Source organism: Algoriphagus chordae, assembly GCF_003254055.1.
In the GTDB taxonomy this organism is placed as follows: Bacteria; Bacteroidota; Bacteroidia; order Cytophagales; family Cyclobacteriaceae; genus Algoriphagus; species Algoriphagus chordae.
Genome location: NZ_QKZT01000025.1, coordinates 54,308 through 76,442 on the forward strand (window position 1 = coordinate 54,308; position 22,135 = coordinate 76,442).

The 22,135-nt window shown below is 40.5% G+C and carries 19 protein-coding genes; 4 read left to right on the forward strand and 15 right to left on the reverse strand.

Annotation, left to right across the window (positions count from 1 at the left end; all coding sequences use genetic code 11):
- Positions 1-33: 33 nt before the first annotated feature.
- From ruvA to LV85_RS19915, 11 genes are all read right to left on the reverse strand, one after another.
- On the reverse strand, positions 34-630 hold the full coding sequence (ruvA, locus tag LV85_RS19865; protein ID WP_111322709.1) for a Holliday junction branch migration protein RuvA: 597 nt from the start codon (positions 628-630) through the stop codon (positions 34-36).
- Positions 627-2,897 carry an NADP-dependent malic enzyme gene (locus tag LV85_RS19870; protein ID WP_111322711.1) on the reverse strand — a complete coding sequence of 757 codons (2,271 nt, stop codon included), beginning with the start codon at positions 2,895-2,897 and terminating at the stop codon, positions 627-629. Before LV85_RS19870 ends, ruvA begins: the two co-directional genes overlap by 4 nt.
- Positions 2,898-2,920: 23 nt before the next feature.
- Complete coding sequence (locus tag LV85_RS19875; RefSeq protein ID WP_111322713.1) at positions 2,921-4,018, reverse strand: DUF4837 family protein; 1,098 nt, start codon at positions 4,016-4,018, stop codon at positions 2,921-2,923.
- 123 nt (positions 4,019-4,141) lie between these two features.
- Positions 4,142-5,530: a LysM peptidoglycan-binding domain-containing protein gene (locus LV85_RS19880; RefSeq protein WP_111322715.1), complete on the reverse strand. Its 1,389-nt coding sequence runs from the start codon at positions 5,528-5,530 to the stop codon at positions 4,142-4,144.
- 14 nt (positions 5,531-5,544) lie between these two features.
- Positions 5,545-6,972, reverse strand: a complete 1,428-nt coding sequence (gene gatA / locus LV85_RS19885; RefSeq protein WP_111322717.1) for an Asp-tRNA(Asn)/Glu-tRNA(Gln) amidotransferase subunit GatA — start codon at positions 6,970-6,972, stop codon at positions 5,545-5,547.
- A gap of 18 nt (positions 6,973-6,990) precedes the next feature.
- Positions 6,991-7,191 carry a Sec-independent protein translocase subunit TatA/TatB gene (locus tag LV85_RS19890; RefSeq protein ID WP_111322719.1) on the reverse strand — a complete coding sequence of 67 codons (201 nt, stop codon included), beginning with the start codon at positions 7,189-7,191 and terminating at the stop codon, positions 6,991-6,993.
- Positions 7,192-7,304: 113 nt separating this feature from the next.
- Positions 7,305-8,552, reverse strand: coding sequence for a murein hydrolase activator EnvC family protein (locus LV85_RS19895; RefSeq protein ID WP_111322721.1), 1,248 nt, complete (start codon positions 8,550-8,552; stop codon positions 7,305-7,307).
- A gap of 5 nt (positions 8,553-8,557) precedes the next feature.
- Entirely contained in the window at positions 8,558-9,298 is a 741-nt protein-coding gene (locus LV85_RS19900; protein ID WP_111322723.1) for a DUF4292 domain-containing protein, read from the reverse strand.
- Entirely contained in the window at positions 9,291-11,018 is a 1,728-nt protein-coding gene (locus tag LV85_RS19905; RefSeq protein ID WP_111322725.1) for a tetratricopeptide repeat protein, read from the reverse strand. The genes LV85_RS19900 and LV85_RS19905 overlap by 8 nt, the downstream gene beginning before the upstream one ends.
- Before the next feature lie 159 nt (positions 11,019-11,177).
- Complete coding sequence (locus LV85_RS19910) at positions 11,178-12,683, reverse strand: polysaccharide biosynthesis C-terminal domain-containing protein (protein WP_111322727.1); 1,506 nt, start codon at positions 12,681-12,683, stop codon at positions 11,178-11,180.
- 15 nt (positions 12,684-12,698) lie between these two features.
- The gene (locus tag LV85_RS19915; RefSeq protein ID WP_111322729.1) at positions 12,699-13,484 is read right to left on the reverse strand and encodes an enoyl-CoA hydratase/isomerase family protein; all 786 of its coding nucleotides are present in this window, start codon (positions 13,482-13,484) and stop codon (positions 12,699-12,701) included.
- A gap of 211 nt (positions 13,485-13,695) precedes the next feature.
- On the opposite strand from LV85_RS19915, the gene LV85_RS19925 reads away from it, so the two are divergent.
- The 3 genes from LV85_RS19925 (at position 13,696) to LV85_RS19935 (ending at position 17,800) form a co-directional block, all read left to right on the forward strand.
- The gene (locus LV85_RS19925) at positions 13,696-15,147 is read left to right on the forward strand and encodes an NADP-dependent isocitrate dehydrogenase (protein WP_111322733.1); all 1,452 of its coding nucleotides are present in this window, start codon (positions 13,696-13,698) and stop codon (positions 15,145-15,147) included.
- A 294-nt stretch (positions 15,148-15,441) separates the two neighbouring features.
- Positions 15,442-16,728: a glycosyltransferase family 4 protein gene (locus LV85_RS19930; protein WP_111322735.1), complete on the forward strand. Its 1,287-nt coding sequence runs from the start codon at positions 15,442-15,444 to the stop codon at positions 16,726-16,728.
- Complete coding sequence (locus LV85_RS19935; RefSeq protein WP_111322737.1) at positions 16,709-17,800, forward strand: DegT/DnrJ/EryC1/StrS family aminotransferase; 1,092 nt, start codon at positions 16,709-16,711, stop codon at positions 17,798-17,800. Before LV85_RS19930 ends, LV85_RS19935 begins: the two co-directional genes overlap by 20 nt.
- A gap of 70 nt (positions 17,801-17,870) precedes the next feature.
- Here LV85_RS19935 and LV85_RS19940 read toward each other — a convergent pair whose 3' ends face one another.
- Both LV85_RS19940 and LV85_RS19945 read right to left on the reverse strand, forming a co-directional pair.
- Positions 17,871-18,050, reverse strand: a complete 180-nt coding sequence (locus LV85_RS19940) for a hypothetical protein (RefSeq protein ID WP_111322739.1) — start codon at positions 18,048-18,050, stop codon at positions 17,871-17,873.
- Between the two features lie 12 nt (positions 18,051-18,062).
- On the reverse strand, positions 18,063-18,905 hold the full coding sequence (locus tag LV85_RS19945; protein WP_158531215.1) for a VOC family protein: 843 nt from the start codon (positions 18,903-18,905) through the stop codon (positions 18,063-18,065).
- Between the two features lie 133 nt (positions 18,906-19,038).
- Here LV85_RS19945 and LV85_RS19950 point away from each other — a divergent pair, with 133 nt between their 5' ends.
- Complete coding sequence (locus LV85_RS19950) at positions 19,039-20,175, forward strand: DUF819 family protein (protein WP_111322743.1); 1,137 nt, start codon at positions 19,039-19,041, stop codon at positions 20,173-20,175.
- Between the two features lie 86 nt (positions 20,176-20,261).
- Here the strand turns inward: LV85_RS19950 and LV85_RS19955 are convergent, their stop codons facing one another.
- The gene (locus tag LV85_RS19955; RefSeq protein ID WP_111322747.1) at positions 20,262-21,569 is read right to left on the reverse strand and encodes a WcaI family glycosyltransferase; all 1,308 of its coding nucleotides are present in this window, start codon (positions 21,567-21,569) and stop codon (positions 20,262-20,264) included.
- 17 nt (positions 21,570-21,586) lie between these two features.
- A partial coding sequence (locus tag LV85_RS19960; protein ID WP_146260514.1) for a T9SS type A sorting domain-containing protein occupies positions 21,587-22,135 on the reverse strand: 549 nt, incomplete at its 5' end.

Here is a 22,135-nt window from a genome sequence, read left to right on the forward strand (position 1 = left end):
CAGTACACTCCAAAAGTTCAATACAAGGTAATATTATGATGTCTTTAAAGATGCTTTAATTAAATCTTCTAACGAAATTTCTCCAGGGGTTTTTTTAAGGACAGCTGCTATATTTTTCTCTGCAGCGGTTTTTGGGAAACCTAGCGTAATGAGTGCTTGTAACGCTTCTTCGCGGATTTTATTGCTGGATTTTAGGAATCCAAGAGAAGAATTCGAAGCATCTGATCCTCCTTTTCCAACCTTGTCTTTCAGTTCTAAAATAATACGTTGGGCAGTTTTAGCACCTATCCCTTTGACATGCTGAATAGTAGCAACATCACCTGATAAAATAGCCTGCTCAATCTCAGCTGAACTAAGAGAAGAAAGAATCATCAAGCCGGTACTTGGCCCAACTCCATTGATTGAAAGTAGTAGTAAAAAAAGTCGTTTTTCATCTCCTTGTTTGAACCCAAAAAGTGTATGTGCATCTTCTTTGATATGTAGATAAGTGAGGAGCTTGATTTGCTCCTCATCTTTGATCTCTGTGTAGGTTTGAAGTGATATTTTTACATGATAGCCTATTCCTCCTACATCGATAATGACATAGGTAGGATCTTTGAATACCAGTTTTCCACTTAGGTAATCTATCATAAGCTCGAGCTAGATTGTGCATCTACTACTGCGACAGCCACCATGTTGACGATTTCTCTGATGGAACTACCCAGCTGTAAGATGTGAACTGGTTTGTTCATCCCAAGTAGTATTGGGCCAATTGCCTCTGAGTTGCCAAGTTCTGCCAAAAGCTTGTAAGCTATATTACCAGAGCTCAAGTCTGGGAAAATTAAGGTATTTGCTTTCTTATTGAGGAGTTTGGAGAATGGATACATTTCTCTTTGAATATCCTCATTGATGGCGACATTCGCTTGCATTTCTCCTTCGATGACTAAGTCGGGATATTTTTTCTGAGCAAGCGCAGTGGCTTTGGCCATTTTGTCAGCAATATCTCCCTTCGCAGAACCAAAGTTAGAATATGAAAGAATCGCGATTCTTGGCTCCATATTGAAGAACCTTACCGCATCTGCCGTTAATCCAATGATCTCTACCAATTCTTCGGCAGTTGGATTTAAGTTTACAGTAGCATCAGCAAAGAAATACGGGCCTTTTGGTGTATTCATGATATACATACCAGCCACTCGTTTTACACCTGGTTTTACACCAATAGTCTGAAGTGAAGGCAAAATAGTTTTTGGATAATCACGGGTAAGACCAGAAATAAAGGCATCTGCAGCTCCTGATTCTACCATCAATGCACCAAAGTAATTTCTCTGGGTAACTAATCTGGCAGCATCTACCACTGTCATACCTTTTCTGTGGCGCTTTTGGAATAGCATGTCTGCGAATTTCTGCAATAGTGCCTTTTCTTCCATTGGATCAATAATGGTAACATTGCTCAAGTCCAAGGAATTATCTTCAATCAAGGCCAAGATTTTCTCTCGGTTACCCAACAGTATAGGCTCGCCGATTTTCTCATCTCGTATGATCTGTGCCGCCTTGAGTATTTTTCTGTTATCCGCTTCCGCAAACACTACGCGTTTCGGATTCTTTTTAGCTCTGGCTATTACCACAGACATTAATCTTTGGTCTATGCCAATTCTCTCCTGAAGCTCCAGTTCGTAAGAATCCCAATCTTTGATCGGATATTTGGCCACTCCAGTATCCATAGCGGCTTTAGCCACGGCAGGAGCGATGGTCGTAATCAACCTAGGGTCTAATGGTTTTGGAATCAGATATAAACGACCAAAACCGAGTTTGTCTTCACCGTATGCTTTGTTGACAATATCCGGAACAGGCTCTTTTGCTAGTTTTGCAATTGCATGGGTTGCAGCTAGTTTCATTTCTTCATTGATGACGGTTGCTCTCACGTCCAATGCGCCTCTGAAAATATAGGGGAAACCAAGTACATTGTTCACCTGGTTAGGATGATCTGATCTGCCTGTTGCCATGATGATATCCTCACGAGCAGCCACTGCCAAGTCGTATGTGATTTCAGGATCAGGATTTGCCAAGGCAAAAACTATTGGATCCGGAGCCATCAATCTCAGTTGATCCTGGCTGACTATATTCCCTGCAGATAGGCCCAAGAATACATCTGCATCTTTCAGTGCATCTGAAAGTGTATGAAGATCTCGTTGCGTCACAAAATCTCTTCTGATCTCATCAAGGTCGATTCTGTCTGCGCGTAAAATCCCATCTATGTCACATAGGACAATGTTTTCTTTTTTGATGCCTAAGGAAATGTAGAATCGGGTACAAGAGATTGCTGCTGCTCCAGCGCCATTTACGACCAACTTGATATTGGAAATATCTTTACCGACTATCTCTAAGGCGTTGAGTAATGCTGCTCCAGAAATAATAGCCGTGCCATGCTGATCGTCATGCATGACCGGTATATTCATTTCTTTTTTAAGCGCATTTTCTATTTCAAAACACTCAGGTGCTTTGATATCTTCCAAATTTATCCCGCCAAAAGTAGGCTCAAGGGATTTTATAGTTTGGATTAGTTTTTTAGGATCTTTTTCATTGATCTCAATATCGAAGACATCTATCCCAGCAAATTTTTTGAAAAGTACGCCTTTCCCCTCCATTACCGGTTTGGAGGCATCTGGTCCTATATCTCCTAGGCCGAGTACAGCGGTCCCGTTAGAAATTACACCTACCAGATTACCTTTGGCGGTGTATTTATAAACATTTTCTACGTCTGCTGCAATCTCCTTGCATGGCTCTGCCACTCCTGGGGAATAGGCAAGAGCCAAATCCATTTGGCTGGAGAGCGGCTTGGTGGGAATTACTTCTATTTTGCCAGGAGAACCTTGCGTATGATAATTAAGTGCGTCTTCCTTGCGGATCTTGATAGCCATAAAAAACTAGTATAATTTGGGTTTTAGGCCCCCTGGTCATCTGTCCAACTCACATTAGTGTTGAGTAAAATGGTCTCTATTTCACGAAGGGCATCTCTATGTATTTCATTTGGATAAAATACGAATCCTTCAATGTAGTAAAGTTTTCCTTTTTTCTGATCAACCATCAGGTATCCCAAATAGGATCCACCCATGCTGATGTTGTTGGTTTTCCAGGCACCTCTTATTTCTGTGGTAAAATTATCATTAATCACCATGTTTCTGAAGGCTGGCGGGATTTGTTTTTCAGATACCACATAAGAATTTGGATCTTCTGGATCGCCAAAAATGTGTTGTTTGGTGATAGAGTCTCTGAGTGCTAGGATGTTTACTGGGAAAGTTTGCTCTTCTGAAGTATAATCTGTCTCGTAGAAAAATAAGCTGATGTCGGCTCTATTTGCACTTGGAGTGATTTGTCTTACCCATAGAAAATCATTTTCAGACTTTGCCACTTTATAGGATGCAGGCACATTGATTTCAATCCCAAGCTTTTCATTAGCTTCAAAATTGGCAGCAGAATTTTTTCTAGCAAGTAGAATTTTCTCCAATCTCCCTCTTTCTCTGACTTCAAATAGATTTTGTAGGCGGTCCCCGTTTTTTCTAAGATTTGCAATCAGTTGGTCCTCTGTGTTTCCAAATAAGTAGAGAACTTCCTGACCGATAGCATATTCATCTTCGATCCTCAAGGAATAAATGTTCGGGTCATTCTCAGCCTTCTCTTTGGACTCCTTAGAGAACTGTGCATTAATTACTTGACTAGCAGATCCTTTGTCATCAAAAGTGGTGACATATATCAGGTTGTTGGACATCTTGAGTATGCGGGTCATAGCTCTAGGGTCCACGGTGTTTACCTTGAATTTTGATTCGGATCGAATCATTCCAGGAATGTCAGATTCGAAAATTTCTTTCAGCTCATCACCTACAGGGCCAGCCCATTTCACAGAGTCAATGACTAATATGATTTCTCCGATTGAGCCTCTTGCTTTTGGCTTTGAACTATCTGCTGTTGTACCGTTAGAATCACAGGAAGCTAAGCTACACCCCAGGACTAGGGCTATAAGAATAGATGAGAGGGTTTTCATTTTTGGTCGTTTGGTTCTTGGATCAGGTCAAATTAATGACATAAAAAGACTTATCCTTATTTAGGATTGAATATTGGCATTAGTTAAAAAAAATTAACAATCTAAAGGCAAATTTGCCCTGCTTTAGCCGATTATTAATTTTTGACCAGGCTTAATGCTGTTAGAATTTAGGTTGTTCAACCGCTTGATTTGCTCAACAGTCAGACCTTCATGCTTTCTGGATATAATCCATAACGAATCTCCTGGTCGTACTGTGTAGGTAGTTTGGCCTGAGGAGTTTGTTTCAGTAGATGCGATATTTCCAGAGATTACTGAGTCGATTCTTAGCGTTTGACCTACTCGAATTAGGTTAGAAGAGAGGTTGTTCCAAGATTTAATCTGGGTGACTGTTACCCCATATCGCCGGGCTATTGAACCTAGGACATCACCTGATCTGACTTTGTAGGTACTACCACTTTGTCTGATTTCTTGGGCAAGATCCTCTACTGATTTTACTTCCATATTAGCGGCGAGTAATTGAGTAGGGGCATTGTTCAAAGAGTCATTAAGCCAAGCTAGGTTTTCTTTGATATAAGGAACTTTCGACTTCGGAATGCGAAGTGCCATAGTTCTATTACTCTCAGGCAATTCTTTGTTTTTAATGGCAGGGTTTAGAGTCTTCAGGTCTGCCACACAAAGGTTTGTGAGTTCAGCAAGTTTGTCTAGACTTAGTGCTCGATCGAATCTAATTTTCTCATATTCCACCACATAGGTAGGGTCTTCTGGATGAAAATTATGCTCTTCCAAGTGATTTAAGATATAGAGCATAGCCTGTACCTGAGGCACGTAACTTCGAGTTTCTCTTGGCAGATAATTATAGATTCCCCAGAAGGTTTTCTTTCCTCCAGATCTTCTAATAGCTTTTCTTACGTTTCCCGGACCGCAATTGTATGCCGCCATAGCAACTTCCCAATCACCAAACATACGGTAAAGTGATTTTAGATATTTGGCAGCAGCTTCGGTAGAAAGCTCAGGATCCATTCTGTCATCTACTTCAGAATTGGTCTGCATGCCGTACATTCTGCCTGTAGCCGGCATAAATTGCCAAAGGCCCATTGCACCTACTCGAGAGCGAATTTGTGGGTCTAAACCAGATTCTATGATAGATAAATATTTGATTTCCAATGGCATGTCATGTTTTTCCATCATCTCGTCAAACATTGGGAAAAACAACTCTTTTCGAGCCAAAACCATTTTGGTGTAATCTCTATTCCTTACGGTGAAATACTGAATAAAAGAAAAAGTACGGTCATTTAGTTCGAAGGACATTTCATGATCCATTGCTTTTACACGTTCATCTATCTCATCATAGGTGAAATCAGGAATGTATTCGTAGTGATAATTTGGTAATACTTCCTCTTCTAGAGAAGGGCCTGCCGCTATGGACTCATCATCCTGAGAAAAGGCTTTGGACAGAGGAATCAAACAGGTAATAAGTGCGAGTGTGATGGTTCTGTAGAAAGGACTTTTCATGGGTCTAATGGGGTTTATGATGTCAATTCGGTCAAATAATTACTAAAAGCATATAGGTCAGCCTCTTTGAATGAATTGCAAATCACTTGCAAACCAATAGGCATTCCTTGTGCGTCTTTTCCATTTGGAAGAGAAATAGCAGGCACTCCAGATACGGAAGCTTGTACTGTATATAGATCTTCCAAATACATTGCAACTGGATCTCCACTATGCTCACCAAATTTGAACGCCGTAGTTGGCGTTGTTGGCATAATAATATAGTCAAAATCATTTAAAAGATTCTCCGTGAAATCTTTTATTAATCTTCTGACCTGCTGGGCTTTGGTGAAATAAGCGTCGTGATAGCTTGCACTAAGCACAAAAGTCCCAATCATGATTCTACGTTTGACTTCCTCACCAAAACCTTCACTTCTAGTTAGCTTATACATGCTTTCTAGGTTGTGTGCATTTGGAGTTCGGTAGCCATATTTCACGCCATCAAAGCGCGACAAATTTGAACTTGATTCTGCCGTAGTCAGAATGTAATAGGTTGGTAGAATGTAATCTAATAGTGGAAAATCCACTTCTTCTACTGTATGTCCCTCAGCTTTGAGTTTTTCTAGAACTGCCAAGGTATTGGCTTTGATTTCTGGTTGAAGAGCCGGGGATTCCAATGTTTCCTTGAGGTAAGCAACTTTCGCTTTTTTACCGAAATGCAGGAGTTCGGAGTAAGGCACTACTGATTTTCTGGAGGAGGTGCTATCATACTCATCGTGCCCAGCCATGATTTCCATCACTAGCGCATTATCTTTTACCGTTTGGGAGAATATCCCAATACAGTCAAAAGAGGATGCGTAAGCAATTAGCCCCCAGCGGGAAACGCGTGAATAAGTTGGTTTCATACCAATCACTCCTGTGAATGCTGCAGGCTGTCTCACAGATCCTCCTGTGTCAGTTCCCAAAGAAACAGTACAGAGATTTGCTTGGACGGCTACTGCGGATCCACCAGAGGATCCACCTGGAACTCGGTTTTCATCAGCAGCATTCAATACTTTGCCATGAGCAGAGTTTTCATTGGAGCTACCCATTCCGAATTCATCACAGTTGAGTCTGCCAATGATAATAGCATCCTCGTCCAGCAATCGTTGGATCGCTGTAGTGGTGAACTGAGATTCGAAACCTTTGAGAATTTTGGAGGAAGCATTTGCTTCGTGGCCAGCGTAACAAAGTACGTCTTTGATGCCGATGACCATACCAGCTAATTTACCAGCGTTGCCTTTTGCCAATTTTTGATCAACTAGATCAGCTTGTGCTAAAGCAGATTGCTCGTAAACTTCGACGAAGGCGTTGAGATGCGCCTTCGTCTGAATGTTGTTTAAATAATATTGGACTATCTGTAGACAGTCTGTTTCCTTCTTTTCGAGCGATTTTTTGATCTCGTCGAATGAAATGAATTTTTCCAATTTTCTTGGCTTAATAGATTACTTTTTCTTGTCGTCTTTCAGACCTTCTTCTAAGTCGTTCTGAATGTCCTTAGTAGCATCTTTAAATTCTCTGATACCACGTCCAAGGCCACGAGCCAATTCAGGTATTCTTTTAGCACCAAACAATAGAAGGACGACCAATACGATCAATACGATCGAGCCACCGCCCATGTTTTGAATGAAACCTAATGTAGTCATGATGGTGTGTGTTTAAAGGGTAAATGAGGTTACAAAGATATAACTGTGATCCGCTTACACAAAGTTCAACGGGAAAGCAGTGCATCTTTTTTATGAATATACGCAATTATGTGCTACTTGGATGTAAGCCATGCAGAAGGATTCATTACAGTCAGTCCTTTCCAGGTCTGAAAATGCACTTCCGCTTCGCCTTCTGCACCTGTAGCGACCTGGCCAATTACGTCTTTTGAACTTACAGTTTGACCCGATTTTACAGTAATGGTTTTCAACTTACTATACATGGTATAATATTCACCATGTTTGATGATCACTGTGCCTCCAAAACCTGGCATAGTCGTGATTTTGGTAACTGTTCCATCAAATACCGCACGAACATTAGAGTTAGGTTCTGTACGGATATCCACTCCATCACTTTCCATGGTAATACCCTTCAAAGTAGGATGGGGGTATGTTCCAAATCTTTGGGTGACAAAACCTGTTTCCACTGGCCAAGGTAATCTGCCTTTGTTTCCAGCAAATGAATTAGATAATGCGGCCACTTCTGGAGTCATAGGCATTGAGGTGCCAGATTTCTTGGTAGCGGTACTATTCTCTTTTTTAGCCGCTGCTTCTGCGCGACGTATTTCATCTTCGATTACCTGCTTGATCATTCTATTCAGTTGATCCTGCTGTTTTTTTGTTGCGGCAATCTGCTTTTGTATATCTCTCTCTTTGCTCGAAAGTGTGTTCACTAGTCCTTGCTGCTCACGCTTCATTTTGTCAAGCTGTGCGCGTTCTTTTTGTTCTTCAACCAGTACTTTCTCCTTTTCGATTTTTTTCTCATCGAGCAAAGCACGTTGATCTATAAGCTCTAAACTCAATTTCTCAATTTGTGCTGCCTGCTGTTTGCGGCTGTCTGTGTATTGTTTTAGATACATCAGCCTAGCATAGAGTTGGTTGAAATTGGCTGAGCTAAATACGAAAGAGACAATAGATAGCCCACGATTCATCTTAGAAGCATTGTAGATCATTCGACCGTATTCTGCTTTTAATTCAATTAACTGACTTTCTAAGCTTTTGATTTTGCTCTCAGTTTCATTGATTTCCTTATTGATCAGCTTCACTTCTCGGTCTAGTGTATTGACTAGTCTATTTTGAGTTTGAAACTGCCTGGTAACGGCATTTAGTTCTCCTATTGAGTTTTTCTTGGTCGCTGTGGTTTGCTTTAGAATTTTATCAAATTCCTGTAAACGTGCCTGTACTTCGGCTTTTTGCTTCTCCAGTTGCTCACGTGTTAAACTAGTTTGCGCAGCAAGCTCTAGAGCAGAAAAAAATATAAATCCAATCAGAAGGCTAAATGGAATAAGGTATTTGCGGAGCATGCAATTCAAAATTTGAAGGGGAAGCTAAGAGGTTCGGAATGTGGATCAACAGAAGTCCACTCCACATGGATAATGGTGTTTTGCCCACCTTCTGGGAGCTGATAGGCTAGTTTGTATAGAACTTCAAGCGGGAACGGCTTGGAATCAATATCCTGAAATGTAGCATAGCTGGCCAGCAATGATCCTCGGTCATCCAAAGAATGGCTTACCATTTCAGAGACCTTTCCGTAGTTGACATCAACTTTGGAGAAGTAACGTACTTTGTCACGTACCTGAGTCAATTCAAATGACTTTTTTACACGAACCAACCTGTCTTGGTAATCTACTGGATATGGTGGATTGGCGAAGAGTAAATTTTGAAAAACTTCTAGTGATAGTTTGAGTCCGTAAATCGATTCAAATTCTTGGAATGTCAGATTTACATTCTCCTTTCCAATTCTGTCTTTGATTTTGATTTTGTCCTGTGTGATTATGCCCCGTACAGCTTCCATACCCATACCTGGAGAAATAATGAACCACAGAACAGAATCTTTCTTTGCACGGAGATTCATGCTGCCACGAGTGATTTTTCCAGATTCTTCTTCGATCACCACTTTGGCCTTAGCACTCATGTACTCATAGTCGGTATAGACGGGGGAAAAACCTTCCATTCTCCCATCAGCCTGATAGACAATTGTCTTTTTTGAGCAGGAGAATAGTAGGCCTAAGCCAATGAAAAGTGTAATTCCTGCAAAAAGTTTATTCATGGTATTTTCCTTCTTTTATTTTCTGTGAAAGTTTATCTGACGCTTCAGGACTTCCTTCTGCTTTCTTCCAATAATTGATAGCTTCATTCTTTTGGCCAAGGTGGAATAAAATGTCTCCATAATGCTCCAACATCACGCCACTTGGCTCGGCTTCATGCTTCATGGCCAAATCCATGTATTTCTTGGCGCCCTCGTAATCTTTCAATTGAAATAGAACCCATGCATGCGTATCAAGGAAAGTGCCATTATCTGGAAATCGCTTAACAACTTTATCAGACATTGTTTTGGCCTTCTCCAAATTCGTCTTTTCTAAGGATAGAAAATAGGAGTAATTGTTCAATACCTGCTCGTCATTTGGGTTGATCTCCAGTGCTTTATCGAAATTTCGGAATGCTTCTTCCTTATCTCCCAAATTATACAGTGAACTTCCCAGTGATCCAAAAGCAACCTGATCTAATTGAGAATTTTTGTTAGCATTTAGTTCTATCGCTTTATTAAGGGATACTACCGCTTCCTCATCTTTCTTTTGGGCTGACTTCACGACGCCATCATAAAACCAGAATTCTGGGTTTTGAGGGAATTCGTCCACACCAAGAATGGTGAATTTCTCGACCTCAGCGAAGTCTGCGTCCTCACCAAAAGAACCAAGAATTACCTGCTCTAGCATTTTGGCATTCTTTGGATTGAGCAGCAGCGATCTTTTGAAGAATTCAATTCCTTCTTCCTGATTTTGATCTAAGATTCTTCGTTGTCCAAGTGCAGCATAGATAGCCGCATTGTCAGGGCTTGAATTGGCCATCAGCGTCTCCAAACTGTCGAGTAAAACTTCTCGTTCCTGTGTTTTTATCTCAGTCAATTGGCTTGCGAAGGCTTGTGCTTTTACATCAGGATCTAGATCTGCACTTGCAAAAGCCAGATAAAGGTGATGATTGGACTCTTGGATATCTCCTTTGTCTTTCAGCAGACTGTGAGCAGCCATTTGCAATTCGGGCTGATTTGGATATTTCTCAATTTCTCCAAATACCAATTCTAATGCCTGATCTACGCGGTTATTATTATATAGAATCTCGACAAGATTCATCACAAATGCAGGATTTCCAGGTCGAGCTTCTACCAGTTTTTCACCTTCCGCAATAGCTTTATTGAGGTCATTATTATTCAAATAAATGCGTTGCTTTTGCATGGAGATGGGTTCCATCACTCCATAAAAATCCTCAGCTCGATCTAGTACTATCAGAGCTTTGTCCAGCTCGTTGGCTTTGAGATAAATAGAAGCCAAATCCAGGTTGTATTGCTGGTTGTGCTCACCATCAGCTGTAAGTTTTTCTAGTATTTCGGCTGCTTTAAGTGGTTGTTTGAGATTATTGTAAATCTCTGCTACCATCAGCGAATAGAATTTGTTCTCACCGTCGATCTCTACAGCTTTGGTCGCGTAGGGTAGTGCTTTTTCGGCTTGATTTGCCTTCACTAGCACCTCAGCAATTTTGTAGTGAATGGCGGGTTCTTCCGGCGAGAATTCAAGTGCTTTATTGAAATAGAAAAATGCTTTCTCTAAATCATCAAGCACCAAGTTTTTTTCACCTTCGATAAAATATCGGGTGCCTTGCGACTCCTTTAGTTGAGCTGCACGTTCTTTCTTAGAAAGTCTGTCTTGGGCAAAACTAGTACTTGAGCCTAATGCGACTACTAATAATATGAGTATGGTTCTTTTGAAATTCACGGGAAATCTGGACTGCGGCTTGAATTCACAAACATAATGCCTTTTATGCAATTAGACTTTGTTTGTAATAAGGATTGAATAAGGTTTTGGGTTTTGAAGCTATTCGGTTTGTTAACGTTAGTTGACTCAAAAATGATCCCCAGTTTGTAAAAATTAAGGTTACAACTTTTTCCTTTTTGGTAAATAGGACTTAATCTGATCTTTTTCCAATAGAAAAATCAGACCAAGATAAAAGATGATGAGACTGTTTTTTGCAAGGAAATTAATGATAGGATCTCCGAGCTCTAGGTAAAATCCCAAATAGCTTACAACAAAAGAAATGAGTAGGTAAAATAGTCCTCGCGCCGTTTGATAGGGGATAGGGTAGTATTTTTGACCATAAAGGTAGCAAAGCAGACACATGACGAAGTAGCAGATGATAGTGCTAAGTGCTCCGCCCATATATCCCCAAATAGGCACGAAAATGAAGATTACGGCAACTGTGAGTGCTGCTCCAACTAAGGTGATCCAGAAACTGTATTTGGTCTGATCAGTAATTTTGAACCAAATGGAAAGATTGAAATATACTCCTAGAAGCAGATAACCCATCAGAAGCGTAGGGACTATAAATAGGCCAGCCCCATAGCCAGACTGTCTAAGGAAAAATGGTCCTAACCAATCCAGGTTTACAGAGATGGCAATCATTAATAGGGTGCAGAAAAGGATAAATACATGCATCACCTTGGCATATAATTGCGGTGAGTTTTTGTCTGTTGATTGTTTGAAAAAGAAAGGTTCTGCGGCGTATTTGAAGGCTTGAATGACCAAGTTCATCAAGATGGCCAGTTTGAAGTTGGCTCCGAATATACCTCCAGCTTCTCGTGCGCTTAATCCAGCGTAGAAATTAGGAGGTAATACATATTCGAATAGGAATCTGGAAAGCAATTCGTTAGTCACACCGGCTAAACCCATAAATAATAAGGGAATGGAATATGCCCACATGGGTTTGACAATAGCTCCTTCCAATTGGAATTTGAAAAATCCAGCTTTCCACCATACTAATGGAATGATCAATCCATTTGCTAGTAAATTGGAAAGTAGAATGTATTCCACGCCCCAATCTGATCTATATCCCAAAAATCCTTCTGAAATAATTCCCTTGGTGATCAGGTATGGAAAGACGATTATCAGCAACAGGTTGAAGAAAATATTCAGGAAGATGTTGAAGATCTTAGCACCAGCGAATATTAAAGCTTTATTTTCTAAGCGGAGCTTTGCAAAAGGAATAGCCAGAATCGCATCAAAGGAAAGTATCAAAGCTGTCCATCTGAACAAATAGGCTTGGCCTGGATAATCCAGCCATTCTGCTAGCCAAGGAGCAAGCAGAAAAAGACCTGAGCCGAGCACAAGTGTACTGGTGACCAGTAGAGATTGTGTGGAGTTGTAAACTTTTTTGGGATCTAGATTCTTGCCTGTTGAGAATCTAAAAAAAGTAGTTTCCATCCCGTAGGTGAAAACTATATTCAGAAAGCCAATCAATGCATAGATACTCGTAAACGACCCCATAGCCTCTTTGCTGAGGTATTCGGTGTACACGATAATCATTAAAAAATTGATAGATCGACCGAGAATACTACTCAGTCCATAAACTGCTGTTTGGCCGGCTAATTTTTTGAGGTTGCTCATTCAATGTAAAGGAGCTTATTCTCCTTTGAAATGCGGCTGTCTTTTTTCTAAAAAAGCAGAAGTTCCTTCTTTGTAATCACCTGATTTCACACATCTCGCGAAGCTATTCGCTTCTGTTTGGAATCCATTTTCATCTGGTACATAAGCCGAATTGACACAGTCGATGATCATCCCAATAGCAAGTGGGGCTTTGCTTAATATTTTGGCAATAATCTCTTCAGCTTTCTGCATTGCTTCCTCTTTAGTTGGGAGGACATGATTAACTAGGCCTAAGGTTTTCGCTTCTTCTGCTCCGATCATATCTCCCGTCATCATAAGCTCATTGGCTTTTCCTCTTCCTATGAGAATAGTCAGACGTTGAGTACCTCCGTAGCCAGGGATGATTCCTAGGTTTACCTCTGGTTGACCAAATTTCGCGTTTGCAGTGGCGATTCTAAGATGACAAGCCATAGCCAATTCACAGCCACCTCCTAGCGTATAGCCATTGGTTACAGCTATTACTGGTTTGTGGCAGTTTTCTATCATACTGAAAATTTCCTGACCATTCTCTGCGAACTTTCTAGCATTCACTTCGTTGAGCGTAGCGATTTCAGAGATATCGGCTCCAGCAATAAATGCTTTTTCACCAGAACCAGTGATGATGACAGCTTTGATTTCCTTGGTGTCAGAAACTTCTTCAAAAATCGCCCTCAACTCCTCCAAAGTCTCAAAATTCAGTGCATTCATTTTGTCTTCTCTGTTGACGGTCAGATAGAGTACTCCTCCCTTGACAACAGTAAGGATATTTTTGAAATCAGCCATAGTTCATCGTTGAGTATAAAACAAATATACAAGCAGGGTATTCAATCCCAAACTGCAAGCTTGGAAAATGCTAAGCCTAAGGTAAAGGATAATTGCCCCTTTTGTAATATAACTGTAGATAATGTGGAATTTGTTGTAGGTCAAAAAACTGCTTCCACATTTTTATTTACTTTTGTTCAAAATCGAATTTTAACTAATCCGCTATAATTATATGTCTTCTAAAAGAAAAATTACGGTTGCCTATGGTGACGGGATCGGTCCCGAAATCATGAAGGCTACTTTGGCGATCCTCGAAGCAGCTGGAGCTCAGCTCGAATACGATGTAATCGAAATCGGAGAGCAAGTTTACCTCAAAGGTATCAGCTCTGGAATGGAGCCAAATGCTTTCGAATCGCTAAGAGAAACAAAGATTTTCCTTAAGGCACCTATTACTACACCACAAGGCGGTGGTTTCAAATCTCTCAATGTAACAACCCGAACTTCTTTTGGTTTGTATGCGAATGTGAGACCTTGTAAATCATTCTCACCATTTATTCAGACACATTTTCCTGAGACTGATTTGGTGATTATCCGTGAAAATGAAGAGGATTTGTATGCTGGAATCGAGCACAGACAGACGCAGGAAGTTTGTCAGTCTTTGAAATTGATTTCTAAGCCAGGTTCTGAGAAAATTATCCGATATGCATTTGAGTATGCTAAGAAATACGGTCGTAAGAAAGTGACTTGTATGACTAAGGATAACATTATGAAGATTGCTGATGGCTTGTTCCACAGAACATTTGACGAGATAGCTAAGGAATATCCAAATATCAACGTTGATCATAAAATCATTGATATCGGAACTGCACTGATCGCAGATAGACCAGAGACTTTTGATGTAATCGTGACACTGAACCTTTACGGAGATATTATTTCTGACGTAGCTGCTCAGGTTACAGGTTCTGTAGGATTGGGTGGTTCTGCCAATGTGGGCGAAGAAGTAGCCATGTTTGAAGCTATTCACGGTTCTGCTCCTGATATCACAGGAATGGGCATCGCCAATCCATCTGGATTGCTGAATGGTGCGATTATGATGCTGGTTCATATAGGCCAGCCTGAGATCGCAGAGAAAATCTCTAATGCTTGGATGAAGACTCTCGAAGATGGAATTCATACAGGTGATATCTATCAGGAAGGTCTTTCTACCAAGAAAGCCGGAACTGAGGAATTTGCAAATGCAGTAATCGAGCGATTAGGTCAAGTTCCTTCTACGATGGTTCCAGCGTCCTTTGACAAGGATACTACTCCGATGAATGTGTTTGTTTCTCCAGTGGTTAAAGCTAAAAAAGAGTTGATCGGTGTCGATGTGTTTGTGGATTGGGATGAGCCAGGAAGAAATCCTCAGGTGCTAGGCGAGAAACTTCGCCAGGCAAATTCTGATGGACTTCAGTTAACGTTGATCACTAACCGTGGAATCAAAGTATTCCCTGACGGTATGCGTGAGTCTTTCTGTACAGATCATTGGAGATGTAGATTCCAGACTCCGGAGCAGTCCACGATTTCTCATGGACAAATCCGTGAGTTGCTGAAGCAAGTAGAAGAATTAGGATTTGACTTCATCAAAACTGAAAACCTTTACTCATTCGATGGTGTAAGAGGATATTCTCTAGCACAGGGAGAGTAATTCGATTTGAGATTTGAGATTTCAAATTTGAAATATAAGTAAAGGGAGTGGGCTGACCTGCTCCCTTTTTACTTTTTAAATAGCAGTGGACGCTGAGTTTTTCGGTTCGAGTCTCCTGCCTTTGTATAAGTCAATAATCACTTCAGTCTTCCAGATTCTTATAATAATTGAAACACTTTCGTTATCTAGAGTTCTAACTGCGACTGAAAACTGAGACGTCGCCTTAATGTTTTCTCTCAGATTTGATTTTATGGCCAGCTACTTGGTACTTTAGACTTAGGACAAGGTACACATATGAAAAAACGAGTTCTCATCATCACCTATTATTGGCCGCCAAGTGGAGGTTCCGGAGTGCAGCGTTGGCTGAAATTCGCTAAATACCTACCTGAAGCTGGTTGGGAGCCAGTTATTTTTACTCCTGAGAATCCTGATTTTGACTTGAAAGATGAAGGTCTGGAAAAGGAAATCTCGAATGAGCTAGAGGTATTGAAATTCCCGATTTGGGAACCTTATCATCTTTTGGATAAAATTCGAGGGAAAAAGGAATCGCATCCAGGAAGAGTGCTCGAGCAAAAAGAGCAGAGTTTTATAGAAAAAGCCGCGATCTGGCTTAGAGCTAATCTGATGGTTCCGGACCCACGTGTTTTCTGGGTTAAGCCTTCGGTTAAATTCTTAACAGAGTTAATAGAAAAAGGGCAGTTTCAGGCAATCATCACGACTGGTCCACCACATTCCATGCATTTGATCGGGAGGGATTTGAAGCGAAAAACAGGTGTTTTTTGGCTGGCTGATTTTCGTGATCCTTGGTCACAATGGGAATTTCTGGACAAGCTACCCATGCAGAACCGTGTTCGGGATAAGCATAAGAAACTGGAGCAGGAAGTTCTTAGTGAGGCAGATGTAGTAACTACCATTTCTCCGACCTTCCAGCATGATTTGGAACAATTAGCACATCGCAAGATCGATTTGATTACAAATGGTTTTGATGAGACTGATATTCCTCAAAACTTTTCTGTTGGAGAGAAGAAAGGGGATAGTTTGCACCTTGTTTACACTGGGATTATCGATTCAATCAGAAATCCTATGCCATTGCTGAAAGCTATGCGAGAGGAATTTTCTAATGGAGGAGAGGTAAAATTCACTTTTGTTGGAAGAGTGAGTGATCAGGTTCGTGAGGAGATAGCTGCGGATTCCTGGTTTTCAGCACATGTACATTTTGCTGGGTATGTGTCGCATCAGGAAGTTTTTGGATTTTATGAGAAAGCTGATGCTTTGGCTTTGATCCTTACCAATACTAAAAATGCGAAGGGGAATATACCAGGGAAGCTCTTCGAATACATGGCCACGACTTTGCCGATTCTGGCTTTGGGAGATCCTGAAGGTGATTCTGCCAAGATTTTGAAAGAGGCTGAAGCAGGTCAGGTTTTTTCTCATTCAGATCATGTGGCCATTCAGCTTAGTTTAAGAAAGTTGTTTGAGCGAAGTGGCAAAGCTGAATCAGCATTAGGAATTTACCAGTATTCCCGAAGAAATCTAAGTTTACAACTAGCAAAATTATTGGATGCAGATCCCGTTTCTTGATTTGAAAAGAATGGATGAGGAGCTGAAAGATGCTTTGAAATCAAAGTTTGCCGAAATGCTCGATAAAGGCATTTTTTCTGGAGGAGATGAAGTAGGTCTTTTGGAATGCCAGATTTCTACTTTCCTAAAGACCCCATTTTCAATTGCTTGTGCCAATGGAACGGATGCGCTTGAGCTTGCTTTGCGAGCATTAGAAATCGGAGAGGGTGATGAGGTAATAGTTCCAGCAATGACCTGGGTTTCTACTGCTGAAGTTGTAATACTGGTAGGGGCGAAGCCTGTTTTCTGGGATACTGATGAAGATGGACTTTTGGCTGAAGATTGGGGAAAGGCTATTACTTCAAAAACTAAAGCGGTGATTCCTGTTCATCTCTATGGAAAAATGGTTGATATGAAATCTTTGATGAAAAGGGCAAAAAAGCATAAACTTTTTGTGATTGAAGATGGAGCACAATCTTTTGGCTCATTTCAAAAAGGGAAGGCAGCAGGTATTTTTGGAGATGTGGGATGCCTGAGTTTTTATCCTACAAAAAATCTAGGAGCGCTAGGAGAGGCAGGTATGTGTCTGACGAACTCAGTAGTACTTAATGAGCGAATGAGACTACTTCTTAACCATGGTCAAGCGGTTCGTGATAAGCATGAACTAGTAGGTAGAAATAGTCGAATAGATTCTATTCAAGCTGGATTTTTGAATGTGTTTTTGGAGAGATTTCCTGAATTTCAAAGCCTCCGCAAAAAGTTGGCTGAAATGTACTTGGACGGTCTAGCCGATATTGAAGAATTGAAACTTCCATCTGGAATTCTGAATGTAGATCATAATTGCCATCTTTTTGTAATTCAGACAACTAGGAGAGATGAGCTAAAGAAATATTTAATAGAAAATGGTATAGGGACGAGTATCCATTATCCTCATATTTTGCCAGAGATGAAGCCTTTTAGTAGTGAAGGTGCTTTTCCTAATGCTAGAAATTTATCTGAGCAAGGACTTTCTTTACCGCTTAATCCATGGATGAAGGAGGAAGAAATTGAGTATGTGATTGGGAAGATTCGTGAGTTTTTCCTCAAAAAATAATGGGTTATAAATAATCAAAAAATAATCTTCGACTATTCATAACCCGATTATACTAGAACTGAACTGGATTTTACCACCTCATTCCACCACCATACATTCCAACATTAACATGCGGAGACATGCCGTAACCTCCATAAGGTCCTCCGTAGTAGCTCATACCTACACCTCCAGACACATACATATTTGCGCAAGCGGTTACGAGCATAGAAGCGAAAATAATTAAGCCGAATACAAATAATTTCTTTTTCATGGGTTTATGGAATTAAGGGTTATAAACTTGAACTGCCACTGGTGCTCCTGTAGGATCGAGAAGTAAGGCCACGCTGCCATTTCTGATCTCAGGACTTGGCTCTACTAGCACTTTTGCACCAGCTCGGGTCGCTTTTTCAATGGTCTCATTGAGATTCGACACACGGATATAAGGAACCCAATGTGAGCGTACAGTCGGAGCAGGATTTTTCAACATACCAGCACAATTCATGTCACCCATTTTGAAAATAGTATAAGCAATCTTTTGATTGTCTGTTTCTTCAGCTGTATAACCCACTACGCTAGCGTAAAATGAAGCTGATTCAGTTGGTTCATTGGACCAAAGTTCCTGACCCAAAAAGGTGTTTTCTTCAGCTAGTGAAGGTTCAGGGTCACCATTGGCAAGTTTGATCAGGGAAATACTTGCCCCTTGTGGATCTTGAATAAAAGAAATCGAACCTCTATCGTCCACATTCATCGCTTTCTTAATGATTTTGGCACCTTGAGATTTGGCTTTAGAAGTAGCTTCTGATACATCTGGAACTGAAATAGCTCCAATCCATTCACCTGACCCATTCTCAGTTTTATAATAAGCCATCAAACCGACTGGTTTGTCATCCTTTTTGAAGACCCAGACTTTTTTGTCATCATCGCCATAAGGAACTGTCGTCCAGCCAAAAACAGATTCGTAAAATGCTGCAGAAGCTTCAGGGTCTGGGGAAGCTAGGTCATGCCAAACCACCTTTCCTGGAGTGTAGGTACTTTCACCTATTTGCGAGGCTATAGGAGGTGTGGCACCTGGAGTGCATGCGAAACCCATACAAGCTAGCGCTAGAATTGTAAAGATTTTTTTCATTAGTAATTGAAAATTCAGTGAGGCCATAAGGTAATTCAAATTTGAAATAGATTATAATTGCTATGAAAATTTAACCTTTGTATTTGAGCTTGCAATCCCGTGACCGTGCGCAATTTTTTGTCTAATTTCCGCCATGACTTGGACTCAAGACCCTATTTATATCTCTGGAATGCTATGCGTCTTTGTGTTGCTTTCCGTGTGGTTAGCAAAATTTAAAGGTTGGAAAACCATCGGCACTCCCATATTGGTGATATTGCTCACGGCTATAGCAGCCAATTTCGGTGTCATCCCCACTGCCACCCATGGAAACCCTGTTTACACTGGAGTATTTATGTATCTGGCTCCTATGGGGATTTTTATAGCTCTGCTAGAAGTTGATCTCAAAAGCCTCAAAAAAGCTGGAGGGCCGATTCTGCTTATGTTCTGCCTAGGTGGAATAGGTACAATTGTAGGTGTGCTGGTTGCTTGGTTTCTCATTCAGCCAGCTGCGGAAATTGGTTCAATGGCCAATGCAGTAGCAGGAATGTACACTGGGACTTATATCGGTGGAAGCATCAACTTCAATGCAGTAGCACTGAGTTATCATGTAAATGAAAATGCGGATTTGTTTGCTGCAACTACGGTAGTAGATAACTTGATAGGCACTCCATGGATAATTGCTACGCTTATTCTTCCAAAGTATTTACAGAAGTTTTTCCCTCGAAAAAAATTGATACCAGAAACGAATGATGCTCAAAATATTAAGGTCGAAGAAGCTATAAGCATTGCTGGCTTGGCTAGTATTCTTGGCTTAGCATTTTTGGCCATGGCCATATCCAAATTTGTCACACAGAGTTTTCTACAAATTCCGGAGATTATTATACTTACCACACTTGCTTTGATAATGGCACAAATACCTTTTATTAAGAGATTATCGGGAACACATACCATTGGTTTTTTTCTTATTCTACTTTTCCTCGCCACGATTGGGACACTGTGTGATGTAAGCACTCTTTCAGGAATAGGAGATGTGGCAAGCACATTGGTGCTATTTGTGACGATAATTATCTTAATTCACGGACTGGTGATTTTTGGTTTGGGAGCCCTTTTCAAAATTGATTGGGACCTGATTGCCGTGGCTTCTCAGGCAAATGTGGGAGGTAATACAACTGCCTTGGCATCTGCAGAAAGTTTAAACCGCCCCGATTTGCTTATTCCCGGAGTTTTAGTGGGGAGTTTTGGGAATGCGCTGGGGACGTATGCTGGATTTTTTATTGCGGGGATGTTATAATTTATGGTTTATATCTGCAAGCCCTTACTTTATCAGGAATTGAGTTATTGTAAATAATCGTAAACGCTAAGTTATTATACTTGGTGCTATTCCTGCCCCACTAATTCGCCCATTTCTGCGTAGTTAGGTTGAAGAGAAGTGTGCGAAGGAATTGGATCTGTGAGCTTTGGTTTTGCAGAAATTTTATCAAAGAAATTGCTTAATATTTCTTCCTTTGATAGGTGCTTTATCGCGTAGGCTCTAGCATTTTTTCTTTTTTCATTTAGGTCCATTTCTAGAGAATCTACTATACCATTCAATAATGATTCTGTACAGTCAGGCTTTATAATGTTTCCTAAGTTGTGGTTTTGTACAATATCATAGAGATTTGTGTTTGGTAGGGCTGTTACTATAGAACAACCACCAGCTGCTAGTATGGTAGTGAGTTTAGATGGCAATAGTAAGTCTCCCACTTCTGACTTTTGCAAAACTAAATGGAGATCAGCAATTGCCATTAAGTTCGATAATTCATTATAAGGTTGTAATGGATGAAATTGAATGTTTTCAAGATTCTTTTCGACTGCCATTTCCTGGAGATGACTCATTCCAATCCCAGTGCCAACAATTACAAAGAGTACATCCTTTTTTTCTTGTAATGATTCTGCCACAAGTACTATTTTATCTAACCCTTGTTTGGCTCCAATATTTCCAGAATATAGGATTACAGTTTTTGATTCATCGATATTGAATTTCTCTCGAAGAGACTCCTTTTTATCAAGAGGCTTGATGAAATTGGTATCTACCCAATTAGGGAAGTGGAATATTTCTTTATTTATTGATTTAGTCCTTTCTATTCTTTTTTGCATTCCAGTGCTGATCGTAGAAATGTAATCACTATCATTTATTAGGTAGTTTTCGATTTTAAACATAAGAGATAGGAGATTTTTGTTTTTAATCATTCCTAGTTCTTTTGCTGCATCTATCTGAAGGTCATGTATATGGGTCAATACCTTTGATTTTTTTATTTTCGAATAGATGAGGGGAAGTAATCCACAATGAAAGGGTGGGGATAGGAAAATAATCAAATCTACTTTCGGGATAAATAGGAATTTAATCCACATTACCATTGAGCTCAAGAAAAAAGATAATTCATGTATTATTCTACGCACAGCCGTAGGATTTTTTGGTACATAAATAGGGCACCTATAGACATCTACATTTTTGATATCTTCCTTGTGCCAAAATTTGTTCTTGTAATTTTCATTCGTTTCCCACTTTGGGTAGTATGGCATAGCAGTAAGCATACTAACATCATATTCTTTATGACTAGCTAACCACTCTGCCATCTCGGTGGTGTATTTTCCAATCCCTGTTAATTCTGGGTAATAGTTGATTCCGTAAAATAGGACTTTCATAAAAATGTATTTAGGTTTTATCTAGTAACTATCAAGCGATGCATTTGCGTAGCTCCTGATTCAGTGGTGGTAGTCACCAAGTAAACTCCAGCAGCTAGGTCGTCCACTTTAATAGTGTACTTGTTACCATTTGCCACGATGCTTGGTTCGTACTTCTGGATTAATCGGCCTCGGATATCGAAGATCGCGATCTCCGCTATCTCAACAGATTCATCCGTTGGCTGAAGGTTCACAATAGAGCTTGCAGGGTTTGGATACATCTTGATGGATGTCTGTCCAAAGCCAGAGTCAGTATTGAAGCCTGCCTCATTAGATCTGTTTACTTGGATAGTTATGGTTTCTTGAGTGACTAAGTTTCTGCCATCACGAACCGTCACCTTCACCTGATGAGCTCCCGCAGCCATGAACACATGGCTAGGGTTCTTGTCGGTGGAAGTATCGCCATCCTCAAACTCGTAGCTATAGCTTAGGTTACCCTGATCAACTCCTGTCAAGTCTCCAGTGAAGTCTACCTTCAATGGTCCTGTACCCTCCATTGGAGAAGCAAGGATGGTCGGAGTTTCTAG

Excerpts from the sequence above, each read along its gene's own strand:
- ruvA (WP_111322709.1), bottom strand. The coding sequence starts at position 630 with ATGATAGATTACCTAAGTGGAAAACTGGTATTCAAAGATCCTACCTAT.
- LV85_RS19870 (WP_111322711.1), bottom strand. The coding sequence starts at position 2,897 with ATGGCTATCAAGATCCGCAAGGAAGACGCACTTAATTATCATACGCAA.
- LV85_RS19875 (WP_111322713.1), bottom strand. The coding sequence starts at position 4,018 with ATGAAAACCCTCTCATCTATTCTTATAGCCCTAGTCCTGGGGTGTAGC.
- LV85_RS19880 (WP_111322715.1), bottom strand. The coding sequence starts at position 5,530 with ATGAAAAGTCCTTTCTACAGAACCATCACACTCGCACTTATTACCTGT.
- LV85_RS19890 (WP_111322719.1), bottom strand. The coding sequence starts at position 7,191 with ATGACTACATTAGGTTTCATTCAAAACATGGGCGGTGGCTCGATCGTA.
- LV85_RS19895 (WP_111322721.1), bottom strand. The coding sequence starts at position 8,552 with ATGCTCCGCAAATACCTTATTCCATTTAGCCTTCTGATTGGATTTATA.
- LV85_RS19900 (WP_111322723.1), bottom strand. The coding sequence starts at position 9,298 with ATGAATAAACTTTTTGCAGGAATTACACTTTTCATTGGCTTAGGCCTA.
- LV85_RS19910 (WP_111322727.1), bottom strand. The coding sequence starts at position 12,683 with ATGAGCAACCTCAAAAAATTAGCCGGCCAAACAGCAGTTTATGGACTG.
- LV85_RS19915 (WP_111322729.1), bottom strand. The coding sequence starts at position 13,484 with ATGGCTGATTTCAAAAATATCCTTACTGTTGTCAAGGGAGGAGTACTC.
- LV85_RS19925 (WP_111322733.1), top strand. The coding sequence starts at position 13,696 with ATGTCTTCTAAAAGAAAAATTACGGTTGCCTATGGTGACGGGATCGGT.
- LV85_RS19930 (WP_111322735.1), top strand. The coding sequence starts at position 15,442 with ATGAAAAAACGAGTTCTCATCATCACCTATTATTGGCCGCCAAGTGGA.
- LV85_RS19935 (WP_111322737.1), top strand. The coding sequence starts at position 16,709 with ATGCAGATCCCGTTTCTTGATTTGAAAAGAATGGATGAGGAGCTGAAA.
- LV85_RS19940 (WP_111322739.1), bottom strand. The coding sequence starts at position 18,050 with ATGAAAAAGAAATTATTTGTATTCGGCTTAATTATTTTCGCTTCTATG.
- LV85_RS19945 (WP_158531215.1), bottom strand. The coding sequence starts at position 18,905 with ATGAAAAAAATCTTTACAATTCTAGCGCTAGCTTGTATGGGTTTCGCA.
- LV85_RS19950 (WP_111322743.1), top strand. The coding sequence starts at position 19,039 with ATGACTTGGACTCAAGACCCTATTTATATCTCTGGAATGCTATGCGTC.
- LV85_RS19955 (WP_111322747.1), bottom strand. The coding sequence starts at position 21,569 with ATGAAAGTCCTATTTTACGGAATCAACTATTACCCAGAATTAACAGGG.